The 24532-nt window shown below is 67.4% G+C and carries 24 protein-coding genes; 17 read left to right on the forward strand and 7 right to left on the reverse strand.

What is annotated here, in order from left to right:
* Window positions 1-43 precede the first annotated feature (43 nt).
* The 7 genes from AC5QAH_RS00290 (at window position 44) to recO (ending at window position 7139) form a co-directional block, all read left to right on the forward strand.
* Window positions 44-1579, forward strand: coding sequence for a DegQ family serine endoprotease (locus AC5QAH_RS00290; RefSeq protein ID WP_043402378.1), 1536 nt, complete (start codon window positions 44-46; stop codon window positions 1577-1579).
* 180 nt (window positions 1580-1759) lie between these two features.
* Entirely contained in the window at window positions 1760-3553 is a 1794-nt protein-coding gene (lepA, locus tag AC5QAH_RS00295; RefSeq protein ID WP_010482819.1) for a translation elongation factor 4, read from the forward strand.
* A gap of 54 nt (window positions 3554-3607) precedes the next feature.
* Window positions 3608-4402: a signal peptidase I gene (gene lepB / locus AC5QAH_RS00300; RefSeq protein ID WP_010482820.1), complete on the forward strand. Its 795-nt coding sequence runs from the start codon at window positions 3608-3610 to the stop codon at window positions 4400-4402.
* A 52-nt stretch (window positions 4403-4454) separates the two neighbouring features.
* Window positions 4455-4838, forward strand: a complete 384-nt coding sequence (locus AC5QAH_RS00305; protein WP_010482821.1) for a DUF4845 domain-containing protein — start codon at window positions 4455-4457, stop codon at window positions 4836-4838.
* The gene (gene rnc / locus AC5QAH_RS00310; protein ID WP_010482822.1) at window positions 4828-5508 is read left to right on the forward strand and encodes a ribonuclease III; all 681 of its coding nucleotides are present in this window, start codon (window positions 4828-4830) and stop codon (window positions 5506-5508) included. Before AC5QAH_RS00305 ends, rnc begins: the two co-directional genes overlap by 11 nt.
* Window positions 5505-6401: a GTPase Era gene (era, locus tag AC5QAH_RS00315; RefSeq protein ID WP_043402362.1), complete on the forward strand. Its 897-nt coding sequence runs from the start codon at window positions 5505-5507 to the stop codon at window positions 6399-6401. Before rnc ends, era begins: the two co-directional genes overlap by 4 nt.
* 18 nt (window positions 6402-6419) lie before the next feature.
* Window positions 6420-7139: a DNA repair protein RecO gene (recO, locus tag AC5QAH_RS00320; RefSeq protein ID WP_049454997.1), complete on the forward strand. Its 720-nt coding sequence runs from the start codon at window positions 6420-6422 to the stop codon at window positions 7137-7139.
* Between the two features lie 530 nt (window positions 7140-7669).
* On the opposite strand, the gene AC5QAH_RS00325 is transcribed toward recO, so the two are convergent.
* Complete coding sequence (locus tag AC5QAH_RS00325; RefSeq protein ID WP_010482825.1) at window positions 7670-8398, reverse strand: response regulator; 729 nt, start codon at window positions 8396-8398, stop codon at window positions 7670-7672.
* Between the two features lie 127 nt (window positions 8399-8525).
* Between AC5QAH_RS00325 and rlmD the strand changes: the two genes are divergently transcribed.
* The 9 genes from rlmD (at window position 8526) to AC5QAH_RS00370 (ending at window position 15857) form a co-directional block, all read left to right on the forward strand.
* Window positions 8526-9860: a 23S rRNA (uracil(1939)-C(5))-methyltransferase RlmD gene (gene rlmD / locus AC5QAH_RS00330; protein ID WP_010482826.1), complete on the forward strand. Its 1335-nt coding sequence runs from the start codon at window positions 8526-8528 to the stop codon at window positions 9858-9860.
* A gap of 30 nt (window positions 9861-9890) precedes the next feature.
* Window positions 9891-10376: a CYTH domain-containing protein gene (locus AC5QAH_RS00335; protein WP_043402365.1), complete on the forward strand. Its 486-nt coding sequence runs from the start codon at window positions 9891-9893 to the stop codon at window positions 10374-10376.
* Between the two features lie 112 nt (window positions 10377-10488).
* A complete protein-coding gene (locus tag AC5QAH_RS00340; RefSeq protein ID WP_049409041.1) occupies window positions 10489-11184 on the forward strand; it encodes a DsbA family oxidoreductase in 696 nt (231 codons plus the stop codon).
* Between the two features lie 164 nt (window positions 11185-11348).
* Entirely contained in the window at window positions 11349-12356 is a 1008-nt protein-coding gene (gene nagZ / locus AC5QAH_RS00345) for a beta-N-acetylhexosaminidase (protein ID WP_019336693.1), read from the forward strand.
* Window positions 12356-12910, forward strand: a complete 555-nt coding sequence (locus AC5QAH_RS00350; protein WP_005410592.1) for a hypoxanthine-guanine phosphoribosyltransferase — start codon at window positions 12356-12358, stop codon at window positions 12908-12910. Before nagZ ends, AC5QAH_RS00350 begins: the two co-directional genes overlap by 1 nt.
* A gap of 82 nt (window positions 12911-12992) precedes the next feature.
* Window positions 12993-13739: an S-methyl-5'-thioinosine phosphorylase gene (locus AC5QAH_RS00355; protein WP_010482830.1), complete on the forward strand. Its 747-nt coding sequence runs from the start codon at window positions 12993-12995 to the stop codon at window positions 13737-13739.
* Between the two features lie 88 nt (window positions 13740-13827).
* Window positions 13828-14034 carry a cold-shock protein gene (locus AC5QAH_RS00360; protein WP_005410590.1) on the forward strand — a complete coding sequence of 69 codons (207 nt, stop codon included), beginning with the start codon at window positions 13828-13830 and terminating at the stop codon, window positions 14032-14034.
* Window positions 14035-14137: 103 nt separating this feature from the next.
* A complete protein-coding gene (locus AC5QAH_RS00365; protein ID WP_235650850.1) occupies window positions 14138-15406 on the forward strand; it encodes an FAD-dependent oxidoreductase in 1269 nt (422 codons plus the stop codon).
* Between the two features lie 181 nt (window positions 15407-15587).
* Window positions 15588-15857, forward strand: a complete 270-nt coding sequence (locus tag AC5QAH_RS00370; RefSeq protein WP_019336695.1) for a hypothetical protein — start codon at window positions 15588-15590, stop codon at window positions 15855-15857.
* Between the two features lies 1 nt (window position 15858).
* Here AC5QAH_RS00370 and pdeM read toward each other — a convergent pair whose 3' ends face one another.
* From pdeM to AC5QAH_RS00390, 4 genes are read right to left on the reverse strand one after another with little or no spacing between them, the layout of a single operon-like run.
* Complete coding sequence (gene pdeM / locus AC5QAH_RS00375; protein ID WP_171955177.1) at window positions 15859-16500, reverse strand: ligase-associated DNA damage response endonuclease PdeM; 642 nt, start codon at window positions 16498-16500, stop codon at window positions 15859-15861.
* Entirely contained in the window at window positions 16490-18949 is a 2460-nt protein-coding gene (locus AC5QAH_RS00380) for a ligase-associated DNA damage response DEXH box helicase (RefSeq protein WP_262102131.1), read from the reverse strand. Before AC5QAH_RS00380 ends, pdeM begins: the two co-directional genes overlap by 11 nt.
* Window positions 18946-20553 (reverse strand): ATP-dependent DNA ligase, encoded by a 1608-nt coding sequence (locus AC5QAH_RS00385; protein ID WP_019336698.1) that lies wholly within the window; start codon window positions 20551-20553, stop codon window positions 18946-18948. Before AC5QAH_RS00385 ends, AC5QAH_RS00380 begins: the two co-directional genes overlap by 4 nt.
* Window positions 20550-21548 (reverse strand): ligase-associated DNA damage response exonuclease, encoded by a 999-nt coding sequence (locus tag AC5QAH_RS00390; RefSeq protein ID WP_191849785.1) that lies wholly within the window; start codon window positions 21546-21548, stop codon window positions 20550-20552. The genes AC5QAH_RS00385 and AC5QAH_RS00390 overlap by 4 nt, the downstream gene beginning before the upstream one ends.
* A gap of 113 nt (window positions 21549-21661) precedes the next feature.
* Here AC5QAH_RS00390 and AC5QAH_RS00395 point away from each other — a divergent pair, with 113 nt between their 5' ends.
* Entirely contained in the window at window positions 21662-23299 is a 1638-nt protein-coding gene (locus AC5QAH_RS00395; RefSeq protein WP_495232029.1) for an acyl-CoA dehydrogenase family protein, read from the forward strand.
* A gap of 281 nt (window positions 23300-23580) precedes the next feature.
* Here the strand turns inward: AC5QAH_RS00395 and AC5QAH_RS00400 are convergent, their stop codons facing one another.
* On the reverse strand, window positions 23581-23991 hold the full coding sequence (locus AC5QAH_RS00400) for a hypothetical protein (RefSeq protein WP_481477996.1): 411 nt from the start codon (window positions 23989-23991) through the stop codon (window positions 23581-23583).
* Between the two features lie 158 nt (window positions 23992-24149).
* Window positions 24150-24491 carry a hypothetical protein gene (locus AC5QAH_RS00405; RefSeq protein ID WP_004153024.1) on the reverse strand — a complete coding sequence of 114 codons (342 nt, stop codon included), beginning with the start codon at window positions 24489-24491 and terminating at the stop codon, window positions 24150-24152.
* Window positions 24492-24532: the final 41 nt, after the last annotated feature.

Here is a 24532-nt window from a genome sequence, read left to right on the forward strand (position 1 = left end):
GGCCCGTATTCCTCTTTCCATCCGATCCGGAGGTTGCCGTCCGATGACTCCCCGACTCCGCACGCAGGCCATGGGCCTGCTGGCCCTGACCCTGCCGTTGATGGCCTGCGCGCAGGCCCCGGCTCCGGCCGCCCAGACCCAGGCCGCGCCGGCCGCCGCGCCGCGGGCGCCGGCCCAGCCGCTGGTCACGGGCCTGCCTGACTTCACCAATCTGGTCGAACAGGTCGGGCCTGGCGTGGTCAACGTCGACACCACCATCGTCCGCAACAACCGCCAGGCCTCACGGGGCCCGATGGGCGGCGGCGATGACATGCCGGAGTTCTTCCGCCGCTTCTTCGGCCCGGATTTCCCGATGCCGGGGCAGGGCCCGGGCGGCCCGGACGGTGGCCCGAGCATCAAGGGCCGCGGCATGGGCTCGGGCTTCATCATCTCGCCCGATGGTTATGTACTGACCAACTACCACGTGGTGGCCGATGCCAGCGAGGTGAAGGTCAAGCTGGGTGACCGCCGTGAGTTCACCGCGAAAGTGGTGGGCAGCGACCAGCAGTACGATGTCGCACTGCTGAAGATCGACGGCAAGAACCTGCCGACCGTGCGCGTTGGCGACTCCAACTCCCTCAAGCCGGGTCAGTGGGTGGTCGCGATCGGCTCGCCGTTCGGCCTCGATCACTCGGTCACTGCTGGCGTGGTCAGCGCCCTCGGCCGCAGCACCGGCGGTCCGGACCAGCGTTACGTGCCCTTCATCCAGACCGACGTGGCGATCAACCAGGGCAACTCCGGTGGCCCGCTGCTGAACACCCGTGGCGAAGTGGTCGGCATCAATTCGCAGATATTCTCCGCGTCGGGCGGCTACATGGGCATCAGCTTCGCGATCCCGATCGACCTGGCGATGAGTGCGGTCGAGCAGATCAAGAAGACCGGCAAGGTCACCCGCGGCCAGCTCGGCGCGGTGGTGCAGGAAATCGACGGGCTGAAGGCGCAGGCGATGGGCCTGCCGGACAGCCGCGGCGCCCTGGTCAACCAGATCGTGCCGGATTCGGCTGCAGCCCGGGCCGGGGTGAAGATCGGCGATGTGATCCGCTCGGTGAACGGCGCGCCGGTCAACAGCTGGTCCGACCTGCCGCCGCTGATCGGCGCGATGGCACCGGGCAGCCGGGTCACCCTGGGCGTGATCCGAGATGGCAAGCCGCGTGACCTCAGCGCCACCCTGACCGCCCTGACCGAAGACGGGCAGGCCAGTTCGCGTGGCCCGGCCACCGGCGACAGCGATGCGGCGCCGCAGGCCGGCGCCAATGCCCTGCTGGGGCTGGACGTCAGTGACCTGACCGCGCCGCAGCGCAAGCAGCTGGGCCTGGAATCGGGCGAAGGCGTGCGCATCACCGGGGTCAAGGGCCAGGGCGCGCGTGATGCGGGCCTGTCTCCGGGCATGGTGATCCTGCAGGTGGCCAGCACCCAGGTCGGCAGCGTGGACGCGCTGAACCGCGCGCTGTCCAGCTACAAGAAGGGCGACGTGGTGATGCTGCTGGTACGCACCGGCAGCGGCAACAGCGCGTTCGTAGCGGTCAAGGCCGGCCAGTAAGGCCTGCCGGGGCCGCTTCGGCGGCCCTTGCTTCTCCTCCGAAGCCCCGCCCCGGCGGGGCTTCGGCCGTTCCGGACCCGGTCCGATGAGGCCGTTTTCGCGGGCGGGCGCCGGGCATGCGATAATCGACCGTTACCCTGACGACGCCGCGCGCCGCCGCCACCTATGTCTTCTGATTCGATGCGGAACATCCGCAACTTCTCCATCATCGCCCATGTCGACCACGGCAAGTCCACGCTGGCCGACCGCATCATCCAGCTCTGTGGTGGCCTGCAGGCCCGCGAGATGGAAGCGCAGGTGCTCGACTCCAACCCGATCGAGCGCGAGCGTGGCATCACGATCAAGGCGCAGTCGGTGTCGCTGCCGTACCTGGCCAAGGACGGGCAGACCTACCATCTGAACTTCATCGACACCCCCGGCCACGTCGACTTCTCCTATGAAGTCAGCCGCTCGCTGGCCGCCTGCGAAGGCGCGCTGCTGGTGGTCGATGCGGCCCAGGGCGTGGAAGCGCAGTCGGTGGCCAACTGCTACACCGCCGTGGAGCAGGGCCTGGAAGTGGTGCCGGTGATCAACAAGATCGACCTGCCCACCGCCGACATCGAGCGCGCCAAGGCCGAGATCGAGGCCGTGATCGGCATTGACGCCTCCGACGCCGTGCCGGTCAGTGCCAAGACCGGCCTGAACGTGCAGGACGTGCTGGAAGCGATCGTGCACCGCATTCCGCCGCCGAAGCCGCGCGACACCGAGAAGCTGCAGGCGCTGATCATCGACTCCTGGTTCGACAACTACCTGGGCGTGGTCTCGCTTGTGCGCGTGATGCAGGGCGAGATCAAGGCCGGTGACAAGCTGCAGGTGATGTCCACCGGCCGCAACCACCAGGTCGACAACGTCGGCGTGTTCACCCCGAAGCGCAAGGTGCTGCCGGCGCTGCGTGCAGGTGAAGTGGGCTGGGTCACCGCCAGCATCAAGGACGTGCACGGTGCGCCGGTCGGCGACACCCTGACCCTGGCCGGCGACCCGGCACCGAAGCCGCTGCCGGGCTTCCAGGAAATGCAGCCGCGCGTGTTCGCCGGCCTGTTCCCGGTCGATGCCGAGGACTATCCGGACCTGCGCGAAGCGCTGGACAAGCTGCGCCTGAACGATGCCGCGCTGCGCTTCGAGCCGGAAAGCTCCGAGGCGATGGGCTTCGGCTTCCGCTGCGGTTTCCTCGGCATGCTGCACATGGAAATCGTGCAGGAGCGCCTGGAGCGCGAATACAACCTGGACCTGATCAGCACCGCGCCGACGGTGGTGTATGAAGTCCTGAAGACCGATGGCTCGATCATCAACATGGATAACCCGGCCAAGCTGCCGCCGGTGAACCAGGTCGAGGAGATCCGCGAGCCGATCATCCGTGCCAACGTGCTCACCCCCGAGGAGTACATCGGCAACATCATCAAGCTGTGCGAAGAAAAGCGCGGCAGCCAGATCGGCATCAACTACCTGGGCAGCCAGGTGCAGATCAGCTACGAGCTGCCGATGGCCGAAGTGGTGCTGGACTTCTTCGACAAGCTGAAGTCGGTCAGCCGTGGCTATGCCTCGCTGGACTACCACTTCGTGCGCTTCGACGCCGGCCCGTTCGTGCGCGTGGATGTGCTGATCAACGGTGACAAGGTCGATGCGCTGTCGCTGATCGTGCACCGCAGCCATGCCGACCGCCGCGGCCGCGAGCTGTGCGAGAAGATGAAGGACCTGATCCCGCGCCAGATGTTCGACGTGGCCATCCAGGCCGCCGTCGGCTCGCAGATCATCGCCCGTACCACGGTCAAGGCCATGCGCAAGAACGTGCTGGCCAAGTGCTATGGTGGCGACGTTTCGCGCAAGAAGAAGCTTCTGGAAAAGCAGAAGGAAGGCAAGAAGCGCATGAAGCAGGTCGGCCGCGTGGAGATCCCGCAGGAAGCGTTCCTGGCCGTGCTGCAGATGGACAACAAGTAAGCCCGCACCGGCCCTGCGGGGCCGGTCGTCCGGTGACGTTGCAAAGGACCCTGAATGAAACTGTTTGAGATCCTCCTGGTCGTGCTGACCCTGGCCTCGGGCCTGATCCTGCTCGCGGACAAGCTGTACCTTGCCAAGCGGCGTGCCCAGCGCGCCGGCCTGCTCGATTCCGAGCCGGTGCTGGTGGACTACTCGCGTGCGTTCTTCCCGGTGCTGGCGATCGTGCTGATCGTGCGCAGTTTCATCGCCGAGCCGTACAAGATCCCGTCCAGCTCGATGATGCCGAACCTGTTGATCGGTGATTTCATCCTGGTCAACAAGTTCTCGTACGGCCTGCGCCTGCCGATCAGCAACACCAAGATCGTGCCATTTGGCGAGCCGTCGCGTGGCGATGTGGTGGTGTTCCACTTCCCCGGCCACAGCGACAACGACCCGGCAAAGGGCGAGAACTTCATCAAGCGCGTGATCGGCGTGCCGGGTGACACCGTGGTCTTCGAAGGCGACGGCATGATCCTCAATGGCGAACCGCTGAAGTACGACAACAAGGGCATCTACGCCGGCCACAAGGGTCAGGGCGAGGGCGCCAACCTGCTGGTCGAGCACCTGCCGGGCCGCACCCACACGGTGCTGGAGACCGACTACCCGCGTGGCCAGGGCCAGTGGACCGTGCCGGCCGGCAAGTACCTGGTGATGGGCGACAACCGTGACAACAGTGACGATGGCCGTTTCTGGGGCCTGCTGCCGGAAGAGAACCTGCGCGGCAAGGCCTTCCTGATCTGGCTGAACTGCCAGGGCTGGTTCTGCAAGGATGGTTTCGAGCCGTCGCGGATCGGCTCGAGCATCAACTGACCGGGCATCAACCGGGTATTTTCACATCCAACGCGTATCTGGGGAGAACGCAATGAAGACGATGAACACGCAGCGTGGCATGACCCTGACCTCGTTCCTGACGGTCCTGATCGTGGTTGGCTTCTTCCTCTACATCGGCATGAAGCTGTTCCCGATGTACCAGGAGTACTACGCGGTGCGCTCGGCGATGAAAAGCCTGGCCAACGAGCCGGGCGTGGGCAGCATGGAGCCGGCGCGCATCCAGGACCTGTTCTTCAAGCGCCTGTACATCAACTACTCGGACAATGTGAAGCCGGCCAACGTGAAGTTCGACCGTCGCGACAATGGCTGGACCCTCAAGGTCAACTACGAAGTGCGCCGTCAGCTGATCGGCAACCTCGATGTGGTTGGTAAATTCGATTCTTCCCAGGACCTGACACGAAGCGGTGCCCAGTAAATTCATCCAACGTGGCGACCTGATTGGTCATGCCTTCAGCGACCCGGCCCTGCTCAAGCAGGCGCTGACGCATCGCAGTGCCGGTGCGCCGCACAACGAGCGCCTGGAGTTCCTCGGCGACAGCATCGTCAACATGATGGCGGCCGAGGCGTTGTACCGACGTTGGCCCAAGGCTGACGAAGGGGCGATGACCCGTGCCCGTGCCGAGCTGGTGCGTGAAGGCGCGCTGGCGGTGATCGGGCGCACCCTGGAACTGGGCGAGCGGCTGACCCTGGGCCCGGGCGAAATGAAGTCCGGCGGTCATCGCCGCGACTCGATCCTGGCCGATGCGGTGGAAGCCGTGGTGGCTGCGATCTACCTGGATGCCGGCTTCGAGGCCTGCCGGGCGGTGGTACTGCCCTGGTTCAGTGCTTCGATCGAGGCACTGCCGGCCTCCGGCCGGCCCGAGAAGGACCCCAAGACCCGCCTGCAGGAATGGCTGCAGGCCCGACAGAAGGCGTTGCCGCAGTATGAACTGGTGTCAGAATCCGGTGACGACCACGCCAAGCACTTCCGGGTACGCTGCAACGTAGCCGACCCGGCCGCCAGCATCGAGGGCGAAGGCGCCTCGCGGCGGCTTGCCGAACAACAGGCGGCTGCAGCCGTCCTAGAACAACTGGATTCCAAGTGAGCGAACAAACTACCCATCATTGCGGCAGCGTGGCCGTCATCGGCCGCCCGAACGTGGGCAAATCGACCCTGACCAATGCCCTGGTCGGCGCCAAGGTCAGCATCGTTTCCAACCGCCCGCAGACCACGCGCCATCGCCTGCTGGGCATCGCCACCTATCCGGAAGGCCAGTTGGTGCTGGTCGACACCCCCGGCCTGCACAAGGTGCAGAAGCGGGCGATGAACCGGGTGATGAACCGTGCCGCGCGCGGCTCGCTGGAAGGCGTCGATGCCGGCCTGCTGGTGATCGAAGCCGGTCGCTGGGACGAAGAAGACAGCCTGGCCTTCAATGTTCTGCGCGACGCCGGTATCCCGGTGGTGCTGGTGGTCAACAAGATCGACCGTCTGAAGGACAAGGGCGCGCTGCTGCCGTTCCTGCAGGAAGTCACGGCCGGCCGCGATTTCTCGTCCGTGCACCCGATCTCGGCGCAGAAGCGCAACGGCCTGGAAGCACTGGTACGCGACGTACTGGCGCTGTTGCCGGAAGCGCCGCCAATGTTCGGCGAAGACGAGATCACCGACCGCAGCCAGCGTTTCCTGGCCGGCGAGCTGGTGCGTGAGCAGCTGATGCGCCAGCTCGGCGAGGAACTGCCGTACGCGACCACCGTGGAAATCGAGCGCTTCACTGAAGATGGCAACCTGCTGCGCATTGGTGCGGTGATCTGGGTCGAGCGCGAGGGCCAGAAGGCGATCGTGATCGGCAAGGGCGGCACCCGGCTGAAGGAGATTGGTGCCAAGTCCCGCCTGCAGATGGAGCGTCTGTTCGGGGCCAAGGTGTTCCTGGAGACCTGGGTGCGCGTGCGTGAAGGCTGGTCCGACGACGAGGCCGCACTGAAGGCCTTCGGTTACGAGTAAGCCGTTGCGGTCGCTTCGATGATGATCGAGGACGACACTGGCTTCGTGCTGCACGCACGGGCCTACCGCGAGACCAGTCTGCTGGTCGAAGTGTTGAGTGCGCAGCATGGCCGGATCGGCCTGCTCGCGCGTGGCGTATCCACCGCCAAGGGACAGGTGCTGCGCGCTGCTCTGCAGCCGCTGCAGTGGATCCGCTTCAGTGCCCAGCAGCGGGGCGAACTGGCCCAGCTGCGGGGTGCCGAGGCGCTGGATGCCGCGCCACGCCTGGTCGGCCAGGCGATGCTGGCCGGCTTCTACCTGAGTGAACTGACCCTGCGCCTGGCCCCGCGCCAGGACCCGCTGCCTGAGTTGTACCTGGCCTACGGCGAGGCACGTGCGCGGCTGGCCGTGGGCGCCGGCCTGGCCTGGACCCTGCGTCGCTTCGAACGCGAGCTGCTGTCCGCGCTGGGCCTGGGTTTCGATTTGGACAGCGCGAGCGACGGCCAGCCGATCGACCCGGCGGCACGTTACGAACTGGACCCGCAGGAAGGCGCGCAGCGCCTGCTGAGCGAGCGCGGTGGGGAACGCCGGGCGGCGGCCACTGGCTCGGCGCTGCTGGCGCTGGCGGCGGACGAAGAGCCCGATGCCACCGACCTGGCCAGCCTGCGCCTGCCGATGCGGCGGGTGCTGGCCCATCACCTGGGCGCCCGCGGCCTGAAGTCCTGGGAAATGCTCGAGCAGCTCGCACCCCGCAGGTAGGGGGTGTTCGGCAGGGCTTGCAGCCCTGCACCTGCCGAATCAACGGCAACGGCAACGTCAAAAGCAAAAGCTGGTTATCCGTGGGTAGGCGCGGTGGGTCCGGTTGCGGGAGACGCCGTAAACCCGTCCTTGGGGGCTTGGCCGCGGCATCCATGCCGCGGACACTCCCTCAACCGGACCCACCCCGCCTTCGACAGATTCTTGCGAGCTGTTGGACATGCCGACGGGGTCAGATCCGTTTTCCGAAGGAAAACGGATCTGACCCCAGTTTGAATTTCGATATCTGACAGAGATTCATCCACGCATGGCGTGGATCTACTGGCCACCGGTCAACTGTCGAAGGCGGGGCACTGTGGGTTTGCGGGGTGTGAGCGCCATGGATGGCGCGACCAAGGCTACATGGACGTACTTGCGCCGTCCCCGCATACCCACAGTGCCCCGCCATTCCACGGGATGCCCGCTGTTGCCGTTGCTTCGGCTGTTGCTCTGGCTTGAAGCAGGTGCAGGGCTGCAAGCCCTGCCGAACACCCTCAATGCAGCAGGGCCGCCACCGCCGCGCGGAACCCGTCCTGGGCCTGCCCGGACTCCGGCGCATGATGCAGCTGCCGCACCGCGCGTCCCAGCCGTGCCGCCCCGACAAAACCACAACTGGCCTGCAACCGGTGCAGCTGGCTGCGCAGCTGGCGCTCGTCGTGCTGGTCCACGGCCTGCTCGACCGCGTCGCGTACCCCCGGCAACTCGGCCAGGAACAGCTCGCGCAGGGCGATCAGGTGGTTGCGCTGGCCATTGAGCGCGGCCAGTGCCGCGGTCTCGTCCCAGTCCTGCACCTGCAGCTCGACCGCTGCCGGGGCCGGGGCAACGAAGATCCCCGCTGGGCTGTTCACCAGCGCGCGGCGCACGGCTTTCAGCAACTGGTCGCGGCCCAGCGGCTTGACCAGCGTGTCGCTGAAGCCAGCTTCACGCAGGCGGGCATGGATGGAGGTGTCGCCATCGGCGGTATGCGCCAACGCGGGGGTATCGGGGTGTGAACGGCGCAGTTCGCGCAGCAGCTGCGCGCCGTTGCCGTCCGGCAGGTTGACGTCGATCAGCCACAGGTCATGCGCGCCGGGTTCGGCGCTCGCCAGCGCACTGGCCAGTGAATCTGCGGTGTCCACGTCCGCCGGTAACGTTTCCAACGCCGCCTTGAAAAAACCGCGGCTGATGATGTCGTCCTCGACAAGCAGGAAGCGGGGCCGGCTGGCCCGCGGGGTCATCTGCATCAGGGCTGCCTCCATGTCAGCTGTTGCAATCATCAAGCACGGCGGCGGCGGGCGCAAGCGGGTCCGGGCCCTGCCGGTCAGGATCTGCGACAATACGCCCCCATTTTTGCCCGCAGCCTGTTGCCACGTGGCCCGATCCCGCTCCCGCATCGACCGTACCCCGTTCCAGACCGAGATCCTCGACCTCAGCCATGATGGTCGCGGCGTCGCCCGCCGTGAGGGTGAGGGCGGCAAGGTCACCTTCGTCAGCGGCGCACTGCCGGGTGAGGTGGTCATGGCCGAACAGACCGCCCGCAGCCGCCATTTCGACGAAGCGCGCACGGTGGAAGTGCTGAAGGCCTCGCCGCAGCGCGTCACCCCGAAGTGCCCGCACTTCGGCACCTGTGCCGGCTGCGTGCTGCAGCACCTGGACGAAGACCAGCAGATCGTGGCCAAGCAGCGCGTGCTGATGGACAACCTGGAGCGCATCGGCCACGTGAAGCCGGGAACCGTGCTGGCGCCGCTGGTCGGCGAGAGCTGGGGCTACCGGCGCAAGGGCCGCTTCTCGGTGCGCCGGGTCGAGAAGAAGGACAAGACCCTGGTCGGCTTCCGTGAACAGGACCCGCGTTTCGTCGCCGACCTCAGCCAGTGCCTGACCGTGATCCCGGAAATCGGCACCAAGGTCGAGGCGCTGTCCACTTTCATCGAATCGCTCGACGGCAAGCGCGATATTCCGCAGATCGAGTTCATCGCCGGTGACCAGGCCGTGGTCCTGACCGTGCGCCACCTGCAGCCGCTCAGCGATGCCGATCGTGCGGCCTGGGCCGCCTTCGGCCAGCAGCATGGCTTCGTGATCTACCTGCAGTCCGGCGGCGTGGACACCGTGCAGCCGCTGGACGGGCAGGGCGTGCCGCTGTCGTTCCGGCTGGCGCCGTGGGACGTGGAACTGGCGTTCCGCCCGCTGGACTTCATCCAGGTCAACGCCAAGCTGAACGAGAAGATGATCGCCCACGCCCTGGACCTGCTGGAGCCGGGTGAGGACGAGCGCGTGCTGGACCTGTTCTGCGGCCTGGGCAATTTCACCCTGCCGCTGGCGCGCCGCGTGCGCGAAGTGGTCGGCGTGGAAGGCGATGCCGGCCTGGTCGCGCGTGCCCGTGAGAACGCCGAGCGCAATGGCCTGGCCAACGCCCAGTTCTTCAGCGCCGACCTGACCCAGGACCAGCGCAGCACGCCGTGGATGCGCCAGGGCTTCGACAAGCTGCTGCTGGACCCGCCGCGCTCGGGCGCGATCGAAGTGCTGCAGCAGCTGCCGCTGAAGCAGTTCAAGCGCATCGTCTACGTCAGCTGCCACCCGGGCTCGCTGGCCCGCGATGCCGGCTATCTGGTCAACGAACAGGGCTTCACCCTGGTCAGCGCCGGTGCCATGGACATGTTCCCGCACACCGCACACGTGGAAAGCATCGCGGTGTTCGAGAAGCGCTGATCTGTCATGCCCATCGCGCATAATGGTGCGATGGGCATCGAAATCGAACGCAAATTCCTCGTCAGCAGCGATGGCTGGCGCGCCGCCGCGCACCGGGTGATCCCGATGGCGCAGGGCTACATCAACGACATGGGGGCGCTTGACCGCGGCACCCAGAACGCCTCGGTGCGGGTGCGCATCGAAGGCGACCACGCCGCGTTGAACCTGAAGTCGCGCACCATCGGCCATACCCGCCAGGAGTTCGATTACCCGATCCCGGTGGACGATGCACGCGCACTGCTGGCGCTTTGCGTAGGTGGCCTGATCGACAAGCGCCGTCATCTGGTCGAGCACGCCGGCCTGACCTGGGAGGTGGACGAGTTCCTCGGCGACAACGCCGGCCTGGTGGTGGCCGAGGTCGAGCTGGACAGCGCCGACCAGGCGATCGACCTGCCGGATTGGGTGGGTGCCGAAGTCACCGACGATGCGCGCTACTACAACGTCGCGCTGGCCAGTCACCCCTATTCACAGTGGTGAACCCCAGAAAGGGAACGGAGGGGATTAAGTCATCTTTACCCCACCTGTGCGGGAACCGACTTAGTCCCCTCCGTCCCCTTTTAACGAGGGAGGCGGGCCCCATGTCGTGGGGATGAGAATCGATATCTACTCCGACGTGGTCTGCCCCTGGTGCTGGATCGGCAAGCATCGTTTCCAGCAGGGCGTGCAGTTGCTGGGCGCGAACGCGCCTGAACTCGATATCCACTGGCAGCCGTTCCAGCTGGATCCGGATGCGGACGCCACCCCGGTGCCGCTGCGCGAGGCCTACGTGCGCAAGTTCGGGGGCGTCGAGCGTACCGAGCAGATCCTCGGCCAGACCCAGACCACCGCGCGTGCCGAGGGCCTGCCGATGGACTTCAGCCAGGGCCAGGTGCGGGTGACCACGCTGCCGGCGCACCGGGTGCTGTGGCTGGCCGGCGAGCACGGCGTGCAGGATGCGGTCGGCGAGGCTCTGTTCCGCGCCCACTTCGAGCATGGCCAGAACCTGGCCGACCCCTCGGTGCTGATCAAGGCCGGCGTGGCGGGCGGCCTCGACGCCGGCGAAATCGCGCAGATGCTGGCCTCCGACCGCGGCCTGGCCGAGGTCGACGCCAAGCTGGCGCAGGCCCACGCATTGGGCGTTTCTTCGGTGCCGACCTTCGTCATCGATGGGAAGTGGGCCATTTCCGGGGCACAGCCGCCGGAGGCCTTCGCCAACGCCCTGCGCCAGATCGCGGCCGAACAGGGCGCTCCGGCAGCGTCGGCTGACGGCGACGAGGCCTGCGGCCCGGACGGCTGCAAGGTCTGACCTGCCCCCCAAAAGGGGACGGAGGGGATCAAGAGGTATCCAGCCCACCTGGGTCGATTGCGCCTTGATCCCCTCCGTCCCCTTTTTCTGACCACTGCGCCTGTCGGCCGGTTCTGCGACAATGCGGCACTGCGCCATGCGGGCGCGCGTTGTGGAGATCGACCATGCTGCTGATCGGCGTTGCCGGTACCGAACTGACCGCCCAGGAACGTGACTGGCTGCAGCACGATGCCGTGGCCGGGGTGGTGCTGTTCAAGCGCAACTTCGCCTCGCGCCAGCAGGTGACCGATCTGAGTGCGGCCATCCGCGCCGCCGCCCCGCGCCCGCAGCTGATCTGCGTGGACCAGGAAGGCGGCCGCGTGCAGCGTTTCCGCGAGGGTTACAGCGATCTGCCGCCACTGCAGGACATTGGTGCGCTGTATGCCACCGACCCGCAGCAGGCCTTGGCATTGGCCGAACGGCACGCCTGGCTGATGGCCAGCGAGGTGCGGGCCAGCGGTGTGGACCTGAGCTTCGCGCCGGTGGTCGACCTTGGCCGTGGCAACCGTGCCATCGGCAACCGCGCCTTCAGTGAAGACCCGCAGGTGGTGGCCGCGTTCACCGCCGCCTACGTGCGCGGCATGCATTCGGTCGGCATGGCCGCCACGCTCAAGCATTTCCCCGGCCACGGTACCGTGCTGGAAGACACCCACGTGGATACCGCGATCGACCCGCGCGCGCTGGACGCGCTGCGCGCGCAGGACCTGGTGCCATTCCAGGCCGGCATCGCCGCCGGTGCCGACGCGGTGATGATGGCGCACGTGATCTACCCGCAGATTGCGCCTGAACCGGCCGGCTACTCGCCGCGCTGGATCCAGGACATCCTGCGCGGCGAGCTCGGCTTCCGCGGCGTGGTGTTCTCCGATGACATCGGCATGGCCGCCTCGCACAGCGCCGGTGGTGTGCCCGCGCGCGTGCACGCGCATCTGGATGCCGGCTGCGACGTGGTGCTGGTCTGCCACCCGGAACTGGTCGATGAAGCCCTGCACGCGGTGCAGGGACGCTCCCTCAATACTGCTGCGCTGCTGGGCCTGATCGGCCGTGGCGCGCTTGGCTGGGATGGCCTGCTGGCCGATGCCCGCCATGGCGACACCCAATCCCGTCTGCTTGAAACCCTTGGAAGAACCGTCTGATGCCCAACCTCACCATTTCCCAGGCCCTGGCCCAGGCTGACCTGCTGGTCGACCGCCCCACCATCGACAAGGCCATCGCTGGTATCGCCGACGCCATCGCGCGCGATTACAAGGGCGAGGTGCCGCTGTTCCTGTCCATCATGCACGGTGCGCTGCCGTTCGCCGGCCAACTGGCGCTGGAACTGGGCGCGCGCGGCCAGGACGTGCAGTTCGATTACCTGCACGCTACCCGTTACCGCGGTGAAACCACCGGCGGCGACCTGGTCTGGAAGCACAAGCCGGCCACTTCACTGTTCGGCCGCCGCGTGCTGCTGGTCGACGACATCCTGGACGAGGGCTACACCCTGCAGGGCGTGCGCACCTGGTGCCTGGAACAGGGCGCGACCGACGTGCGCATCGCCGCGATGACGGTGAAGAAGCACGACCGCGCGCTGCCGGACGTGACCGCCGACTACGCCGGCATCGAACTGCCGGACCGCTACGTGTTCGGCTTCGGCATGGACGTCAATGAAACCCTGCGCTGCGTGCCGGCCATCTACGCGATGAAGGAATAACGGCGCAGCCGCCCGCGGCGCGTCTTCTTCTGCCGCCGGCATCCTCGGGTGCCGGCGTTCGTCTTTTCATGGAGTGCTTCGAATGCAACAGATCGCCCTGGCCGTGATCGGCGGTACCGGTGTCTACAATCTGGCCAAGCTTGACGATGTGCAGACCCACGAGGTCGACACCCGCTTCGGCCGCCCGTCGGGCCCGGTGCGCGTCGGTACGCTGCTCGGCCATCGCGTGGCGTTCCTGGCGCGGCATGGCGAAGGCCATTCGCTGCCGCCGCACAAGATCAACTACCGCGCCAACCTGGCCGCGCTGCAGCAACTGGGCGCGCAGCGCGTGCTGGCGTTGAACACGGTGGGGGGCATCACCGAACACTTTGGTCCGCGCGTGCTGGCCTGCCCGGACCAGATCATCGACTACACCTGGGGCCGCATCAGCACGATCTGTGAAGAAGAAGGCACCGACGTGGTCCACGTCGATTTCGGCCACCCGTACACGCCGATGCTGCGCAGCAAGATCCTGGCCGCGGCCAAAGTGACCGGTGTCACGGTCCATGACGGTGGTTGCTACGGCGCAACGCAGGGCCCGCGCCTGGAAACCATCGCTGAAATCGCCCGTATGCGCCGCGACGGCTGCGACCTGGTGGGCATGACCGGCATGCCGGAAGCCGCGCTGGCACGCGAGCTGGGGCTGGATTACGCCTGCCTGGCGATCATCGCAAACTGGGCTGCCGGGTGTGGTGATGGCGAGGAGATTACGATGGCCGAAGTGCTGGCCAACGTGCAGGCGGCCGGCAACGGACTTCCGGAACTGGTGGGCGAATTGGCACGGGGGTGATTGTCTTCCCCGAGCAAGCTTTGCATACTCAGCTTGTGCGCGGGTTCAGCGTACACCACCCATTCATTGCATAAGGTCTCGCATCACCATGCCGAACGGTACCGTCAAGTGGTTCAACGACGCCAAGGGATTTGGCTTCATCTCGCCGGAGGATGGCAGCGCCGACGTGTTCGCGCACTTCTCCGCCATCAACTCCAAGGGCTTCCGCAGCCTGCAGGAAGGCCAGCGTGTCACCTATGACGTGACCCAGGGCCCGAAGGGTGCCCAGGCTTCGAACATCACGCCGGCCGAGTGATCCACTCGACAGTGCGTTGAAAACCCCGCTCCGGCGGGGTTTTTTTTTGCGCGGCATGCCTGCGGCCCGTTCGCGATCCACCCACCTCGGGCACAATGCGCCCATGAAGGAACGACTGCGCATCGCCGTGATCGGCTACGGCACCGCTGGACAGGCAGTGTCCATCCTGCTCACCCGTGACGGCCACGAGGTGGAGATCTTCGAACGCGTGCCCACGCCGGGACCGGTTGGCGCCGGCTTCCTGCTGCAGCCCAGCGGCCTGCAGGTACTGTGGCAGATGGGCCTGCTTGATTCCGTGCGCGCACATGCCGCGCCGGTGCACCGCCTGTATGGCGACACGCCGTGCGAGCGCGCGGTGATGGACATGCGTTACGACGGACTGGATGCGCGCCTGCACGGCCTGGGCATGCAGCGCGGGGCCTTGTTCTCGCTGCTGGATGAAGCGCGCGCGGGTGCAGGCCAGTTGCATGCGGGCGTCAGCATCGCGGCGGTGGATGCCGAGCAGGGCCGCCTGCGCGACAGCGACGGTCGCATGCACGGTCCGTTCGATCTGGTGGTGGCCGCCGATGGCGCCGCCTCGACGCTGCGCGGCACGATCGCCGGCGGTGCCGGGCTGGACCGCGTGTATCCGTGGGGGGCGCTGTGGTGCCTGCTGCCGGCCGAAGACTGGCCGCACGTGCGGGAGCTGCGCCAGCGCTACGTGGCCGCGCGCAAGATGATCGGGCTGCTGCCGGTCGGTACGCGCCCCGGTGATGACACGCCGCGCCTGAGCTTCTTCTGGAGCCTGCCACGCGCCGACTTCGAGCGCTGGCAGGCCGACGGCATGGCCCCCTGGCTGGATGAACTGCATGCACTGTGGCCGCAGGCCAGTGCGCGCTTCGCCCATCTGCGCGATGCCGGCCAGATGGCGCGCGCGGTCTACCGTGATGCGGTGATGACGCGCTGGCACCAGGGCCGCATGGTGCTGGCCGGTGATGCCGCGCACGCGATGAGCCCGCAGCTGGGGCAGGGGGTGAACATGGCGCTGCTCGATGCGTTGGCATTGCGCGATGCCGTTCGCACGCATGGCGGTGGTGCCGAAGCGTTGCAGGCGTACCAGGCGCAACGCAGGGCGCACGTTGCGGTGTACCAGCGCTGGAGTCGTTGGCTGACGCCGCTGTTCCAGTCCGACCGCGACGCCTGGGCCAAGGCGCGTGATGTGCTGCTGGGCCCGATGGGTCGCCTGCCCGGTGGCCGTGGCCACATGCTGCGCGTGCTCAGTGGCACCCAGCACGGCTGGTTCGGTGCGCTCGCACTGGATCGGGCTTTCGTCGACGCATTGGCCACCGCAGCGGAGACACCTCGCATCAACGCGATCACGGCCAATGCGTGAAGCGCGTCGTCACGTGAATTAACGGTTGCCTCACCGCGGATATGCGAGAAGTAGGTTGCACGCGATTGCGCGTCGCCCGTTTTCCTTTCCGTGATCAACATCGCGCGTGGCCCGGGGCGGCGCTGCCGTTGCGGCCTGTTGCGGCCCGGACGTGCCGCCTGTTGTTGAAGAGGAGGACGCCATGTTGTTCGCGGTCGAGGAGCTGGAATCGGAAATCTGCAAGCTGCGCGGATTGCTGCAGATGCTGCACGAGGACCAGCCCGACGTACTGGAGGACGTGTTCGAGTTCCATGTCGGCAGCCTGATCAGTCATGCATCAGCGGAGCACCACGCACGCATCCGCACCTGCGCGCAGGAGATGCTGGCGGCGATCCAGGCGTTGCCGCGACGACGTGAAGATGACACGCCTGATTTCCGGTTGATGCCGCAGCTGGGCATTCGTCCGGCCTGATTCAAGCTTCCGGCAGTTCCACCAGGCCGCCCTGCACGCAGACGATCATCTGCTCGCCAGGGACGGGGGCAGGGACGATTCCGGCGGTAAACGCGGAGAAGGCGGGCAGGATTGTCGTCCGGTCGCGCAGCCAGAACGCGGCGAAGCGCCGCCGCAGGGGCGGCAAGGCAACCTGCGGATGCAGATGCCCGGCGATCACATGCAGCTCTGCATCGGGCATCGGCTCATGCCGAAGCAGGAACGGCCCCAGCCGTACTTCATCGTGGATCTGGACCTGCAACTGCGCATGCGGCAGCTGGCGGTCGTGATTGCCGCGCAGAACATGCACGTCCAGTGCGGCATTGCGTTCACGCCATCCCAGCCATTGCTGGTACCAGGCAGCGCGATGCGCCGGCCCATGCAGGATGTCGCCCAGGATCCACAGCTCGCGGCAGGCATGCCTGTCCAGCAGCCCCTGCAGGCGTTGCAGGTCTTCGCCGGTGCCGCCGCTGGGCAACGCGATGCCGGCACGACGGAATACATCGGCTTTGCCCAGGTGCAGGTCGGCGATCAGCAGCGCCTGCCGCGCAGGCCAGTACAGTGCACGCGCGCCAAGCATAATCAGCGATTCGCCGGCGCGCAGCAGCGGCAGTTCATCGGCCATGGCGGCGCTCCAGCTGCTGGGCCGCGCGTTGCACACGGGTGCGCCAGTCTTCGTTGCTGAACTGCCCGCGCAGGCGTTCGGCCCACAGTGGAAAGCCCAGCGGTGTGAGTGATGCCGGGTGCTGCACCGAGAAGACCTGCATGCCGATCCTTGCCAGTACCTGCTGCAGCCCTGGGAGGTCCAGGCTGTCGTGCAGCACTTCGCGTTCGGCCAATGCCAACAGCAGGTGGCCGGGGTCATGCTCGCGCAGTACGTCGTAGAGCAGGCCCGCCGAGGCCTGCAGCTGGCGCAGCGACCGCGGCATGCCGCCGGGCAGGCTGGGCACCAGCAGGCCGGCTACGCGTGCGATGCCACGGAACTGGCGCCGCGCCAGCTCGCCCAGGTTCACCGCCGCGCGCAGATCGTCCAGCAGCTGATCGGGGGTGAACAATGCGCGCCATTGCGCCGCATCCAGATCGATCGCCTGCGCCGGTGCCAGCACCAGGCCATGATCGTTCACCGCATAGCCGATGCTGTTGCGCTGCCAGCGGGTACAGCGCAGTGCCAGCAGGGCGGCCAGCGCCTCGTGCACGTGGCGGCCGGCAAAGGGGTAGACGAACAGGAACTGGCCTTCGCGGCGCCGCACCTCTTCCACCAGCAGATGTTCCGGGCCGGGAAGCGCCGACAACTGCTGCTGCAGTGCCAGCAACGGTGACAACCAGCGTGATTCGGCACTGTCGTCGGCGCCGGACAGTACCCACTCCAGCTCACGGCCGAGCGGCATCGACAGCGGCAACTGGCCTCCCTGCCAGCGTGGCACCACACCACCACCGCGCCCTCGTGCCAGCCGCACGAAGGCGGTCATGTCGCGCAGCTGCACCAGTTCCAGCAGGCGCCCGGCGAACTGGAAGCGATCACCACGGCGCAGGCGGCTGGCGAACTGTTCCTCCACGGCGCCCAGGCCACCCCCACGCAGGAACTGCACGCGCACGCTGCCATCGCTGCTGATGGTGCCGATCGACAGCCGATGGCGCAGTGCCTGGCGGCGATCGTGCATGCGGTAGCAGCCGTCGTCATCGCGCACGACCTTGTGGAAATCAGGGTACTGGGCCAGCGCCTGGCCGCCCTGCACGATGAAGGTCAGTACCGCCTGCCATTGGCCGTCGCCGAGCGATGCGAAGGCGTGGGTGCGCCGCACCTGCGCCAGTAGCGCATCGCTGTCGAAGCCACCGGCCAGCGCGCGGCTGACCGCATGCTGGGCCAGCACATCCAGCGACAGCGTCGGCGGCCTGCGTGCTTCGACCACGCCGGCGGCCAATGCACGGCGCACGGCGGCGTACTCGGCCAGTTCCAGCGCATGACTGGGCACGCACAGGATGGAGCCGCTGGCGCCCGGGCGGTGGCGCGCACGTCCGGCGCGTTGGCGCAGGCGGGCCACACCCTTCGGGCTGCCCAGCTGCAATACCTGCTCAACCTCGGGGAAGTCCACGCCGAGGTCGAGGCTGGAGGTGGCCACCACGCAGCGCAGCACGCCCGCGCGCAGGCCATCCTCCACCTGCTGGCGCAGCGCCGGATCCAGTGAGCCGTGGTGCAGCGCAAGCGTGCCCTGGTCTTCGGGCCAGACTGCGGCCAGCGCCTGATGCCATAGTTCCGCCTGCGCACGCGTATTGGTGAACAGCAGGCTGCTGCGTGCCTGCATCAACGCGTCCAGCACGCGCGGCAGTTGCGCCAGGCCAAGATGCCCGGCCCAGGGGAAACGTTCGCCGGGGTCGGGCAGCAGGCTGCGCACGCCGACTGCGCGCGGGCGCACGCCCTGCACGATGGGCGCGTCGGGCTGCCCGGGCAGCAGCACGTCGCGTGCTTCATCAAGATTGCCCAGCGTGGCCGAGAGCCCCCACAGCTGCAACGCGGGGGCGATGTCGCGCAGCAGCGCCAGGTTCAGTTGCAGCAGCACTCCCCGCTTGTTGCCCAGCAGTTCATGCCACTCGTCCACCACCACGCAGCGCAGCTGGCGCATGCGTGCCACGGTATCGGGATAGCTCAGCAGCAGCGCCAGCGATTCGGGCGTGGTCACCAGCACGTCGATGCGGCCTTCGCGGGCCTGGCGCCGCTCGCGGTTGCTGGCGTCACCGCTGCGCAGGCCGACACGCCATCCCAGTCCCAGGCCGTCGACGACGGCCTGAAGGGCGCGGGCGGTATCACTGGCCAACGCGCGCAAAGGCGTCACCCACAGCACCTGCAGTGGGCGCACCGCGCTGGCCCTGCGGGGCGGTGGCGGTGGATCGATCAGCGCCTGCAGCAACGGCCCACCGAACATCGCCAGCGTCTTGCCGCTGCCCGTGGGCGTATGCAGCAACCCGGATTCGCCGGCCAGGTAGTGGCGCCACATTGCGCGCTGGAATGGCAGTGAGCGCCAGCCGCGTGCCGCGAACCAGTCTTCCAGCCTGCGCAGCGCCTGGCTGCGGTTCATCGCGCCAGCGCCTGCAGCGTAGCCAGCTGATCGGCCTCGCTGGCAGGCTTGTCGTGGCGCCAGCGCAGGATGCGCGGAAAGCGCACGGCGATACCGGATTTGTGCCGGCTGCTGCGGTTGACCGCTTCGAAACCCAGTTCGAACACCTGTTCGGCGCGCACGCTGCGCACTGGACCGAAGCGCTCGCGGGTGTTGGCGCGGATCCAGCGGTCGAGCGCGAGGATCTCCTTGTCGTCCAGGCCCGAATACGCCTTGGCCACCGGCACCAGCGTGTCTCCGTCCCAGACGCCGAAGGTGTAGTCGGTGTACAGCGTGCTGCGCCGCCCATGGCCGGCCTGGGCGTACAGCAGCACCGCGTCGATCGTGAGTGGATCGACCTTCCATTTCCACCAGTCGCCGCGTCGTCGCCCGGTCTGGTAGGGCGAGACACGCCGTTTCAGCATCAGACCTTCCACGCCGCGTTCGCGTGCCACGTCGCGCATCGCTGCTGCCCGTTGCCAATCGTCGGCGTCAACGTCGGGCGACAGCTGGATCCGCACATCGTCCAGCGCACCGATGACCTCAGTGAGCCGCGTACGCCGTTCCTGCAACGGCAGCTCACGCAGGTCCGCGCCATCGACTTCCAGCAGGTCATAGGCGAGCACGCGCACCGGCGTGTTGCGCAGGGTGGCCGCACCGGGTTTGCGGCGCTGGATGCGGGTCTGCAGCGCGGTGAAGGCACGCGGCAGGTTGGCGTTTTCGTCCCAGGCCAGCAGCTCGCCGTCCAGTACGCAGCCATCGGGAAGCGCCATCGCCGCCTGCTCGATTTCGGGGAAGCGGCCATCCAGCCGCTCTTCGCCACGCGACCACAATGCGACCTCGCCACGCCGGCGAAGCAGCTGCAGGCGAATGCCATCCCATTTCCATTCCAGCAGCCAGTCATCGATCGGGCCGAGCCGTTCGGCAGGTTCACCTTCCAGTGGCGATGCGAGGAAGAACGGGTAGGGCTGCTGACGGTCCAGCGGAAGCTCATCCGGCGACAGCAGCTGAGCCAGCAGCCCGGGCGAGGGCACCCACTCGCCAAGCATGCGCTGGGCGATGCGTGCGATGTCCAGGCCGGACCATTCGGCCAGCGCCTGCTGTACCAGCCGCTGCGAAACACCTACGCGCAGGGCACCGGTCAGCAGCTTGTTGAACACCAGGCGTTCGCTGCTGCACAGCTGCTGCCAGCCTGCGACGACCGCCGCACGGCGCACTGCTTCGGCTTGATTGGCCACCGCCAGCAGATGTTGTTCGATCCATTCGGCCAAGGGGCGGTCGACAGCTGGCCGGGATGGATCATCCAGCAGCAGGGTCAGCGTTTCGGCCAGGTCCCCCACCTGCGCATAGCTGTCCTCCACCAGCCAGGGCGGCAGGCCCGATTCCTCGCTCACCCACGCGCGCAGTTCGCTGCTGGCGGCGATCTTCCGGCGTGCGCCGCCCACCTTGCCGCCGCTGAGCAGGTACAGCGCCCATGCCGCGTCATGCGCACGCGCCTGGCGGAAGTAGTCGACCAGCGCCGCACGCTTGTCCAGCGTGGCGGTGCTGCGATCCAGGCGCTGGTAGAGCGCAGCGAATGCCTTCATTCTTCGCTCCCGAAATCGGTACGGAAGGCTTCGGCAGCCACGCCGCGCTCGCGCAGGAACGGAATCAACGCATCGGTATTGCCATGGGTGGCGATCACCCGCTGGGCGCCCGTCTGTTCGATGGTCTGCAGCAGTGCTGGCCAGTCGGCGTGATCGGAAATGACAAAACCGCGATCGACATTGCGACGCCGCCGATTGCCGCGCAGCTGCATCCAGCCGGATGCGAAGCCCAGCTGGTGGCGGCCGAAGCGACGCATCCAGGGCGTGCCCGCAGCTGACGGCGGCGCGAGGATCAGCTGGCCGGCGGCATCCGGCTGACGGCCCTGTTCGGCCATGGTGAGCGTCTCCAGCATCGGTACGCCGGCCTGCCGGTAGACCGCCACACCATTGGCGATGGCGCCATGCAGCCAGGCCGGGCGATCGTCCAGTGGCCGCAGTTCGGCCAGCACCCGTTGCGCCTTGCCCAAGGCATAGCACAGCAGGATCGCCGCTTCGCCACGTTGTTCGCATTCGCGGCGCCACGCCACGATTTCCGCCGCCACCGCCGGCGTGTCCGGCCAGCGGTAGATGGGCAGGGCGAACGTGGCTTCGGTGATGAAGGTATCGCAGGGCACCACTTCGAACGGCGCGCAGGTCGGGTCGGGCTGGCGCTTGTAGTCGCCCGAGGCCACCCAGACCTGCCGACCGTCGTCGATGCGTACCTGCGAAGAGCCGAGGACATGGCCGGCAGGGTGCAGCGATACCTGCACCTTCCCCAGGCGGAACGGCACGCCCTCGACGTGCGCCTGCACCGGCACGTCACCCAGGCGCCAGCGCAGGATCGGCAGGCTGCCTTCGCTGCAGTGGTACTCGCCCATGCCCGGACGGGCATGGTCGCCGTGGCCATGGGTGATGACCGCGCGCGCTACCGGTCGCCACGGGTCGATATGAAAATCGCCGGCGGCGCAGTACAGCCCCTCCGGGCGCAGCACCACCAGATCGTCGTTGCCTGCCATGCGGTCACTGTGGCCTGCGTCTCGTGCAGAGGGTGAGAACCGGCCTGAACACGGGCTTGGCAGGCGATGCGGCACAATCGGGCCGCAGACCTCTTGCCGCCAGGATGGACCGGATGAGTGGACCCAGCTTCAGCAGCAACGCGCCGTATGAAACCCATGTGGTGCTGAACCAGCCGCCGCCGTTCGCAGGGCGACAGTTGTGGACCGACGACGTGGCGCTGATGGAAGCCGTGCAGCGCGAAGGCGCCGCCAGCTTCGCGCCGCGGCTGGGTGTCTATGGTGCACTTGCCGGTGATGAACTGTACCGGCTCGGCTTCGATGCCAACCGTGATCGTCCGCGGCTACGCACGCATGATGCACAGGGCCATCGCATCGACACGGTGGAGTTCCATCCGGCCTATCACCGGTTGATGGACGCGGCCAAATCGCACGGCGTCGCAGGATTGTCCTGGCATGAGCCGCAGCCTGGCGCACACGTGGCACGTGCGGTGTTGAGCTACCTGCATCACCAGGCCGAGGCGGGCACCAGCTGCCCGTTGACCATGACCCATGCGGCGGTGGCGGTGCTGCATTCGCAGCCGCATCTGGCCGAGTGGGCGCGCAAGGCCGCTGCACCGGTCTATGACCCGCGCGACGTGCCGGTGGCGGACAAGGCCGGCATCACCCTGGGCATGGGCATGACCGAGAAGCAGGGCGGCTCGGATGTCCGTGCCAACAGCACGCGCGCCGAACCGATCGATGGCGAGCGTTATCGCCTGGTCGGCCACAAGTGGTTCTTTTCCGCGCCGATGTGCGATGGCTTCCTGGTGCTGGCGCAGGCGCCGGGAGGACTGACCTGCCTGCTGATGCCGCGCCGGCTGGCCGATGGTGACCGCAATGCGTTCCGGTTGATGCGGCTGAAGGACAAGCTTGGCGACTGGGCCAACGCCTCCAGCGAGGTCGAGTTCTGCGGCGCACAGGCATGGCGCGTGGGCGAAGAGGGGCGCGGCGTGGCCACCATCATCGGCATGGTGATGATGACCCGCCTGGACTGCATGCTGGGTGCGGCGGCAGAGATGCGCATGGCGCTGGCGCAGGCGCTGCACCACGCACGCCATCGACGCACCTTCGGCAAGCTGCTGGTCGAGCACCCGTTGATGACCAACGTGCTGGCTGATCTGGCGCTGGAGTCGGAAGCGGCCACGGTGTTGGCGATGCGCATCGCACGCGCGGTGGATCGTGCCGGTGTGGATGCCAATGAAGCGGCGATGGCGCGGTTGGGGACGGCACTGGGCAAGTACTGGCTGTGCAAGCGCGCACCGGCTTTCGTCAATGAGGCGCAGGAATGCCTGGGCGGTGCCGGCTACGTAGAGGAGTCGATGCTGCCGCGCCTGTACCGGCAGGCACCGTTGAATTCGATCTGGGAGGGCAGCGGCAACATCCAGTGCCTGGATGTGCTGCGCGCGCTGGCGCGTGAGCCGGAGGCGATGGCGGCGTTGCGCGGTGAGCTGGCGTCGGTGGCTGATCGTGATGCGCGCTATGCAGCGGCATTGCAGCGTTGGGCAGCGGCGCCGCCACCGGAGGAAGCGCAGGCGCGGCTGTTCTGCGAGCGTACCGCGCTGCTGCTGCAGGCGGCGCTGCTGCTGCGTGCGCGCAGTCCGATGGCGGAGGCGTTCGTGCGCAGCCGGCTGGAAGGGGAGCATGGGCTGGCGTTTGGGACGCTGCCGACGGGGCTGGAGCTGACGGCGATGCTGGCGCGCGCGCTGCCGTAGGGAATGGCCAACGGCGGTGCCCCTCGTGGTGGGCGCTGATACTGATGGATGGGCCGCGCGGGTAGGTCGCGCAGGGGGCGCCGTGAATACGTCCTTGTAGGCTCGGGCGCGCCATCCATGGCGCTTACGCCCCTGCGCAACCTACCCGCGCGGCCTTGGACGGTTTCCGTGCGGTCCACCACGGAATCAACAGAAAGAGCGGAGAGCGAAAAGCAGAAAAGCCGCGGCAGTGCCGCGGCTTTTCCTGTAGCGCCGAGCCGATACTCGGCTGCCGATACACCTCAGTGCTTGGCTTCTTCCTTGGCGGCGTTGGCCTTGGCGTCATTGGCGACATCACGTGCCTTGTCGGCAACCTTCTGCGCGGCGTTGGCGGTCGCGTCGCTGGCGTGTGCGGCGGCGTCGGTTGCGGCGTCCTTGGCCTTGTCGGCAGCGTTCGCGGTGGCGTCTGCAGCCTTGTCCAGCGCCTGCTGGGTATCGGCGGCGGCCTGCTCGGACGCGGCAGCGGTCTTGTCGGCGGCTTCGCGGGTGGCGGCAGCAGCCTTGTCGACGGCGTCGCGGGCGGCAGCGCCTGCGCTGTCGGCCGCCTGCTGTGCGTCCTGCTTGGCCTGTTCGACTTCCGGGCCCTTGCAGGCGGCCAGGGCCAGCAGCAGGGAGGCGGCCAGCAGGGTGGTAGTGATCGGACGAATCTTCATGGCGGTCTCCGGTACTGCAATGGATGGGGACGCCAGCCTATTCATGCCGTTGTGAAGACGGGGTCGCGATGCAGCGGCTCAGTCGCGCGCATTTCGACAAAAGAAAAAGCCGCTGGCGAACCAGCGGCTTTTCCAGAACAGCGTGAAGAAAGAAGTTATTACTTCTTGGCTTCTTCAGCAGCGTCCTTGGCCTTCTCAGCGGTGCCTTCAGCAGCCTTGGCAGCGTCAGCAGCGGCGCCGGCAGCGGCGTCGGTGGCAGCAGCGCCAGCCTGGGCAGCAGCGTCAACCGAAGCGTCAGCAGCGGTGGCGGCGGTGTCAGCGGCCTGCTGGGCAGCGTCGGCGGTCTGGGCGCCAGCAGCGGCGGCCTGGTCGGCAGCAGCCTGGGCTTCGGTGGCGGCTTCGTTGGCCGAAGCAGCGGCGTCCTGGGCAGCTTCCTGCTTCGAGCAGGCGGCCAGGGCCAGAGCCAGGGACATCGCGACCAGCAGCTTGTTGATGCTCATTGTGTGAATCCTCGTCGTTAGAATTAGGCAACGCGCATGCT

The sequence above is a fragment of the Stenotrophomonas sp. YJH_SMC_43 genome (assembly GCF_059372535.1).